Annotated in this window: 6 protein-coding genes; 2 read left to right on the top strand and 4 right to left on the bottom strand. The window is 51.8% G+C overall.

Annotated elements, in window-relative coordinates; translation table 11 throughout:
- Window positions 1-120 precede the first annotated feature (120 nt).
- A complete protein-coding gene (locus tag AC4QZR_RS19220; RefSeq protein WP_494482363.1) occupies window positions 121-657 on the bottom strand; it encodes a hypothetical protein in 537 nt (178 codons plus the stop codon).
- A 27-nt stretch (window positions 658-684) separates the two neighbouring features.
- Entirely contained in the window at window positions 685-1,449 is a 765-nt protein-coding gene (locus AC4QZR_RS19215; RefSeq protein ID WP_494482362.1) for a LytR/AlgR family response regulator transcription factor, read from the bottom strand.
- Window positions 1,450-1,570: 121 nt separating this feature from the next.
- On the opposite strand from AC4QZR_RS19215, the gene AC4QZR_RS19210 reads away from it, so the two are divergent.
- Window positions 1,571-3,736, top strand: coding sequence for a sensor histidine kinase (locus AC4QZR_RS19210; protein ID WP_494482361.1), 2,166 nt, complete (start codon window positions 1,571-1,573; stop codon window positions 3,734-3,736).
- Window positions 3,737-4,141: 405 nt separating this feature from the next.
- Window positions 4,142-4,963: an alpha/beta fold hydrolase gene (locus AC4QZR_RS19205; protein WP_494482360.1), complete on the top strand. Its 822-nt coding sequence runs from the start codon at window positions 4,142-4,144 to the stop codon at window positions 4,961-4,963.
- Window positions 4,964-5,009: 46 nt separating this feature from the next.
- Here the strand turns inward: AC4QZR_RS19205 and AC4QZR_RS19200 are convergent, their stop codons facing one another.
- Window positions 5,010-6,827 (bottom strand): hypothetical protein, encoded by a 1,818-nt coding sequence (locus AC4QZR_RS19200; protein ID WP_494482359.1) that lies wholly within the window; start codon window positions 6,825-6,827, stop codon window positions 5,010-5,012.
- 85 nt (window positions 6,828-6,912) lie between these two features.
- On the bottom strand, window positions 6,913-7,575 hold the full coding sequence (locus tag AC4QZR_RS19195; protein ID WP_494482358.1) for a hypothetical protein: 663 nt from the start codon (window positions 7,573-7,575) through the stop codon (window positions 6,913-6,915).
- Window positions 7,576-7,580 lie beyond the last annotated feature (5 nt).

Below are 7,580 nucleotides of genomic sequence, written 5' to 3'. Positions count from 1 at the left end.
CGGAGCAGGTAGTATTTATCAAGATGGTTTTGGGGAGCAAAAAGAGAAGTGGAATCAGAAAAGCTATAGAGATCAGAAGTTACTGAGGAGTTGTGCAACAGCTACCCTTGTTAGCAGCTTTTATTCTTTTGTTAATCTAATTTCCTCAATGATGCTGTACCCGAAGAACCCTTTCCGAGTGGTAAGAACTACGTAGTTCGCAGCTTCAACTTGTTGTCTTTCAGCACTGTCAAACCTAATGTCCTTTGAATAGTCAACCGAGTTAATTTCAGCATATACGGATCCGCTCCTCCTTGCATGACTAACGCCCACGATCGGCTTTTTCAATGTCTCTGTCTGTTCCCTTCCAAAGACAGAGTTAATCAAAAAGAGAAGTCCGGTAATAAAACCACCGAAAGTCAGGATTGACCAGAATAGATGCCCGTAGTACCTAAACTTTTTACCGCTATACTCTCTCAAGTATTTGCTTGTAAGCAAGCTGAAAAGAGTGCCCGACATGGCCGCAATAAGCATGGGTAACCTGTAGTCAATTAGTGTCTTGTTGTATTGAATACCCGCATATAAAGCTGATATGCCCCCAATCAAATAGCTAAACAGAACGACCCAAGAAGTTCTTCTAGTGATGCTTTCCCTTTTTTGCTTAGCAAGCTTATTCATTAATTAAAAATTGCTGCTAACTAAACGCTACAGTATCTGCAGTCGCTTCAGCAAAGCATCGCGGTGGGTGTTGCCGATCGGGATCTGCTTGCCGCCGATGAGGATGTTGTTGTCTTCGATGGCCTCGATGGCGGTGAGCTGCACGATGTAGGAGCGGTGTATGCGCATGAACTGGCCGGCGGGGAGGCGCTGCTCCAGGTTTTTCAGGCTTTGGCTGACCAGGTGCAGGTGCGAGCGGGTCTTGATGTTGCAGTAGATGTCCTGCGCCTCGGCCCAGACGATGTCTTCGAGCATCACTTTTTCGAGGCGGTTGCGCACTTTTACAAACAGGGCATCGTGCAACAGGAAATTGTCGGCCTCCACGGTATCGGCGGGCTGGGCAGGTATAGCCATGGCCTGTGCCGGCTGCAGCTGTCGTGTGCCAGCATTGTGTATGGCAAGCTCGATACTGCTTTGCAGGGTGCGGGCATCAAAGGGCTTCACCAGGTAAGCATGCGGATTGGTTTGCTTGGCGCGGTCGATGGTCTCCTTATCCGAAAAAGCCGTCATAAAAATGAAGGGAACCTTGGTCGCCTTCGCTAACATGGCAGCGGTCTCTATGCCGTCGAGTTTGCCATCCAGTGTGATGTCGAGGATGATCAGGTCCGGTTGGTGCTGGTGCACTTGCAGGAGCAATTCCTCGCCCGAACTCACGGCCTGGCACACCTCGTAGCCCATCGACTCCAGCGAAAGCGACAGGTTCTGGGCGATCACCACATCATCTTCTGCAATCAGTAATTTAAGCCGGGCCATAGGTATAGGTATGAGTAAAATCAGTCAGGTATAGCAGCTCAATATAGCAAAAGGTTTCCATTGGCGAAATCTCTTACATGCCGAAGTATAGCTGAACTGAGATTATTTTGTAAATTGACGTATGCTTGCGCCTTGCTATACCTGGTTTTCGCGTCGCCTTTTCAGGCTGTTCGCCTTGCTGCCTTTCCTGTTAGTGGCGCTGCAAACCCGTGCGCAGGCACCCGATACAGTAGATGTGTCGGCTTCGGAACAGCACATAGTAGAGGCACTGCAGGTATACCACGACCCAAGCGCGACACTGACCGTTGACCAGGTTCAAACGCACCAATTTATACCTAACAAGACTGATGCTGTGCTGCAGTCGGGTAAAACGGTGCATTGGGTGCGGCTTGTGTTGCGTAACCCCGGCAACCGCGAACAGACGCGCCTGCTCTATGCCGGCGATTGGAGTCACCTGGAGCTCTATCAGCAAAACGAAACAGGCTATACCTTAAAGCGCACAGGTCAACTTTTGCCTATTGGGGAGCGCGACGTGCCTTCTCATAAACCTTACATCCGGCTGGAGTTACTGCCCAACAGCACCACCACGCTATACCTGCGTCTGCAAGGCGACATTGACCTTTATAAGCCGCAGGCGCTGCAGCTGCAATTGCTGCCGCCGGAACAGGTGAGCGCCACTAACAGCGACAGGCTTTTCGGGCAGGGTATATTTATCGGCATTATCCTCGTGATGACGCTCTACAACCTCGTGCTCTTTGCCTCGGTGCGCGACCGCAGTTATCTGTACTATGTGTTGGCGCTGCTGGGCACGGGGCTCTATTTTATGTTCTACCACGGTTTTGCCATTGAGCTGCTTTGGCCTAACTCTCCGCTCTGGAATGCACACAGTTTCCCGTTTATCGTCACGTTCAACGGTTTGTTCCGGGTACTGTTCACGCGCCACTACCTCAATACCCAACGCACCATGCCCGTCTGGGATAAAGCGCTTACGTTGCTGGCGCTGCTGTACATGCTGCCGGTTGGCATGGGACTGTTATCGTACCTCACACCGCTCGACCTGTTGCAGGCCTGCGTGAGTCTGATCGGGATAATCGGTGGGCTGGTGCTGGTGGCCATGGTGCTGACCAGTATCCAATCGCTGCGACAAGGGTATAGACCGGCCCTTTACTTCCTGATCGCCAATGTGTTTTTTGTGGTAGGAGCCTTGCTGTTCATCCTGAAAGAGAACCATTTAGTGCCGGACAATATCGTTACGGTGTATGCGGCGCAGGTAGGTATGGTCGCGCAGGTGGTGCTCTTCTCGCTCGGTCTGGCCTACAGGCTGAATACCGTAACAAGCGAGCTCAACGCCAGGGTGCTCGAAAAGGAGCGACTGGAGCGCGAAAAAGAAACGGAACGAAAACTGCTGATAGAGCAACAGAAAAACGAGTTGGAAGTGATGGTGGCTAACCGCACGGCAGCTCTCCGGCATCGTACGCAGGAGCTTAAGGATACGGTGCGCAAACTCAAGGCGTCGGAGCAAAAGCTGCGCCGGCTTAACTATTTCAAGGACCGCTTCTTCTCCATTATTTCGCACGACATCCGCACGCCGCTGGCCACGCTGGAGTCTTTCCTGAACATACTCGTGAACTTCTCGGACAAGATGAAGCCGGACCAAATGCAGAAACTGGCCACGCATACGCAGGTATCGGTGCGCAATCTGCAGGCCCTGCTCGAAAACCTGCTGCAGTGGTCGACGGCCCAAACAGCCTCGGGGCACCATGTGCGCTTCGAGCCGGAAGTGCTGACATTGGAGGAACTGGTGAACCGAAATGTGGCTTTGCTGAATGACACAGCCGATACAAAACAGATTACCTGGCAGGTGCAGGTGACGCCTACGTTGCAGGTTCGTGCCGATGCCCACATGCTCGACTTCGTGGTGCGCAACCTGTTGCACAATGCTATTAAGTTCTCGTACCCGGGCGGACTTATAAAAATAGACGCTGAAAAAGGTCCCGGCCACATGGCGACCATAGCCGTGACAGACCAGGGAACCGGTGTTAGTCCGGACGTACTGGCAACGCTGTTTAAGCTGGAAACGCCCGCCATGGCCACCAAGGGCACCGTGAACGAAAAAGGAACAGGCCTGGGGCTGCTGCTTTGCCGCGATTTTGTGGAGCGGCACGGAGGCAAAATACAGGTCGAGACAGCATTGGGACAAGGTAGTCGCTTTTACTTTACAGTGCCGCTGGCTATACCTGAGCAAGCACCAGGAAAGCAATTGCAGTTGGAAGGCGAGATCTGCTAAGTCCTCGCTCGCGTAGCCCGAGAGTGCGCTATCTGGCGGACTTTGGCTGCTAGCATTTGTGCTCTGGCGCCGCACCAAATGCTATTTCGGATTTATCAATTCGAAATCTAACTCTCGCGGATTTGCAATCCGCATTGTATGGCACGGGGATTAGGAAATCCGGAAGAGCGATGGCCCGGGAGCATGAGGTATAGGTCGGTTGCCAGCTGGCCTGGAGAAAGCCCACAAGTTATACCTGCAGGGCGAGTAGCCTAGGTATAGATAACCAGTTTTCATGAGAAGTTTACCGCGAAAATTCGTGCATACACCTGATACAGATACGATTTGGCTATACATCAAACGGCGCCTTTCATAATTTCCGGTTAGATTTGATTCTCTCCGCTATACCTTAAAACAACATATCTTATGCGACATCGCCTACCCGACGGACTGGAACTACACTACGAACTGCACGGAAACGCTGACGCCACACAGGCCATGGTTTTCCTGAATGGGCTGTCGCAGTCAACGGCGGCTTGGGCGGGACTGGTGCATGCGCTGGGCAAAAAATACAGGCTGGTGCTGGTGGATCTGCTGTTTCAGGGGCAGTCGGATGAAGCGCCGGAGCACCGCAGCTTCGAAGAACACGCTGCTGACCTGGCCGATCTGCTCAGGAACTTGCAATTGCCTGCCGACACGATACTGGTCGGTATATCCTACGGGGGAGCGGTGGCGCAACGTTTTCTGGTCAATCATCCGGAGCTGGTGCAGCGGGGGGTGCTGCTTTCTACTTTCCCTTACAAAGACGCTTATTTCGACGGTATCGGGGCCAGCTGGAAACAGGCTTTGCTGGCAGGCGGCTACCCGCTGATGCTCGAGGTGATGCTGCCTTTTGTGCTGGGCCGCACCTATTTCCTGAACCCGATCATCACGATAGAGAACCTCAAAAACAGCAAAACAAGCCAAAGCCCTACCTCGGAGCGATTGCTCAAACTGGTGCGCGCCACCGAAGAGAGCGGCAACTATTTGGATGAGCTCAAAAAAGTGAAGGTGCCCGTGCTGGTGGTGCACGGCGAAGAAGACATGCTTTGCACCCCGGAAATGGGCCGGGCTATGTACCAGTCGCTGCCCCACGGTGAGCTGGAGATTCTGCCCCACGTAGGCCATACCTTAAACCTAGAATGTATACCTGACCTGATTCAGCTGCTGGATACTTTTGCCGCGAAGGCTATACCTGTCGAAAGATAAATAGTCAATAGGGCCTGCAGCAATACAGTTTACACAAGACCCAGGATCAGAAGAGCGTTAACAGCTTCTCCTCCAGCCATAAAAATCCGCTGCTCAACACGAAGAGCAAGAAGAACCAAATTGCCGAGACCTGCTCCTCTGCATACGCCGTTCTGCTTTCTGCTACTTTAGTGCGTTGCTGTAAAGCAAACTGCAGAGTTGCTTCCCGTTTCGCCTGTATACCTTGATGCTGCCACGCGGCAGTATCCTGCACCAGAAAATAAAACGGCTCTATACCTGCTGACTCCACCATATGCCAGCCCAGACGGCGCGGCCAGAAAGTGCCTTCGTATACCTCTGGCTGATGTACGCTTTGCTGTAAGACTATACCTGTTTGTGTTGTGTCGTTTGTACTACGGACGGTTGCCACAGGTATAGCAGAGGCTTCGGTCAGGGTATAGTCGGTGAGTTTGAGGGTAACAGGTTGGTGAAGCTGCGGCACTTGCGGGTTGGCAATCTGCCAGAACTTGTCCTGTACCTCTCGCCTGGCCACCGACGAAAGCAAATGTGCCCAGTAGCTGGCATAGGTGCCTTGCTTGCCTTCGAGTTGCCAGCTGAACGTTTGCGGCACCACCGACAGCGCCACCGTACCCCAGCCTGCTTTGCGGCCCGCTGCCAAAAGATTGTTGCTTTGTTCTTCTATCAATCCCGTTACAGCATCGCTGCTCACCAGGGTATAAGGCGACACAGGTATAGCCGCGGCTGTGGTGCCATTGCTCCAGTTGGCGCGGGCACTACGGGTGTCCTGCTGCGAGAGGCGTTTGCTTTGGAAGTTAGTGAAGAAGGCGGTGGTACGGTTACCCAGTTGTTCACTGGCGATGGTTAGCACGCCCAATCCATCCTCGGTAACAGCCCTTTGCAAAGTTGCCCTTTCGCCGCTGTTAAGGTCCTGCAAAGCCTGCGGTTCTATGATCACCACATCAAACTGCTGCAATAATTTGGGCGTGATGCGGCTCAGGTCGGTTTGCGGCATGTTCAGCCATTCGCTCTGGTACATACCTTTGCTAACGGTGCTGCGCAAGGCCACTTTGTGCTGCAACTGGCCGAGGTGGTTTTTCAGAAACTTAAATTCGAACAGCGGGAATGACGAGACGAGCAGCACGGCAGGTTTGGCAGCAGCATCTACCTTTATCGGCACCATGCCCAGCGTATCCACTTTCTCACCCGATTTAGCTGTCAAGGTATAGGTATAGCGGTCCTCCTGCTTCGGGGTATAGCGCAACTGGAGCGTTTGCTGACCGGCTTCTTTTAAAGTAACAGAATCCTGCGCCTGCCCTGCGGCCTGCAGGTATAGCGTTGTCATTTGATCGGCTTGCAGGTTATATCGGCCCGCCACTGTAACCTGCTCTCCCAGCGTAATTATTTCTGGCCATGTAACATTCGCTATACCTGTGGGAATACCGGATAGATGCGGAACCACAGTAATGTTTTGCAGCGCCTGTAGTTCTTGCTTCGCTAAACCATAACCCAGCACATGCACGGTTTGTACCTGTGGCTGCTCTTGCCGGAAGGTATACAAGTCAGGTATGGCGGTTGATTTTGGAGCTTCGGTTTTGTAGGTATAGACCAGCGGCCTGGGCTCCATGCTGGCGAGCAAAGCATCCAATGTATCAGCCTCATATCCTTCAGTCATCAAGATAGCGGTGCCCGGATCGAGTGCCCGCTGGTAAGTTGGTGGGAAAAGCAACAGCACCAGACTTATACCTGCTACCGCGCTGGCCAACAGTCGCCATACCAGCCGCCTGCGGTCAGGCCGACGCCACGCCAGCCAGCCGAGCAGAAGCACAGCTGGAATTGCAAGGAGGTATGGGAGGTATGGTGTCATTTGTCTGAATCAGGATTAAAAAAAATTCAGGATTGATAATGTTGGGGTTAATTGTTGGCTGTGACCCATCGAGCGGAGAGCGGCTCTAGTTATAGATTCGTCGTATAGGGGTTTTCGAAATCTCTTTTTTACTAACCCGTCCATCCGACCCAATGGTGTAATGTGTAACTGTGGAGTCGCCCTCCACAACTTCTGTGTTAGTAACTGAATCGATCTCTACCATTTCGGTTTCAACCATTATTTCTTCGTAGGTATCTTCGGAAATAAATTTACCATAAGAGTACAGGCCCCAGCCACCGTCGCCGCAACCGGCAGCCGCTACAAAGCTATCAATGGCCTTTCCGTTTTTATCGTAAATCAGATAGTGTAGCTGGTCACAATAGCTGCTCTCATCCTGAGTTAAAACTGTAAACTCCATAAGATTTGGGTTTCTGTTCTGCCACGAATAGAAATAGTCGCGGTCGTAATCTGTACCAATGAAGACCCTGTCACTCTTTTGCCAGACTAGCTTAAAGTTGGTGCTGTCGAGCTCCTTGTACTGCCCTATTCGGTTTTCCCAGTTAAAAGAGTCGATGGCGAAGCTGTCTAAATCCGAAAACTTAAAGTCAGTCTTGTAATCTAATATGGATAACTGCTTCTCTTCAACAATAGGAGCTTGTTCCACGCTTTCTGTGGTGAGTTGCTTGTTATCATTGCAGCCAGAAATAAAGAAAAACGCACTGCAAATGGTGATTAGAGATTTTCTCATTTTAT

Source organism: Pontibacter sp. YIM B11418, assembly GCF_059278805.1.
The sequence above is the reverse complement of the archived record's forward strand: the minus strand, read 5'-3'. Positions and strand labels throughout refer to the sequence as shown.

Coding starts and splice junctions, on each gene's coding strand:
- AC4QZR_RS19220 (WP_494482363.1), bottom strand. CDS start 657: ATGAATAAGCTTGCTAAGCAAAAAAGGGAAAGCATCACTAGAAGAACT.
- AC4QZR_RS19215 (WP_494482362.1), bottom strand. CDS start 1,449: ATGGCCCGGCTTAAATTACTGATTGCAGAAGATGATGTGGTGATCGCC.
- AC4QZR_RS19210 (WP_494482361.1), top strand. CDS start 1,571: ATGCTTGCGCCTTGCTATACCTGGTTTTCGCGTCGCCTTTTCAGGCTG.
- AC4QZR_RS19205 (WP_494482360.1), top strand. CDS start 4,142: ATGCGACATCGCCTACCCGACGGACTGGAACTACACTACGAACTGCAC.
- AC4QZR_RS19200 (WP_494482359.1), bottom strand. CDS start 6,827: ATGACACCATACCTCCCATACCTCCTTGCAATTCCAGCTGTGCTTCTG.
- AC4QZR_RS19195 (WP_494482358.1), bottom strand. CDS start 7,575: ATGAGAAAATCTCTAATCACCATTTGCAGTGCGTTTTTCTTTATTTCT.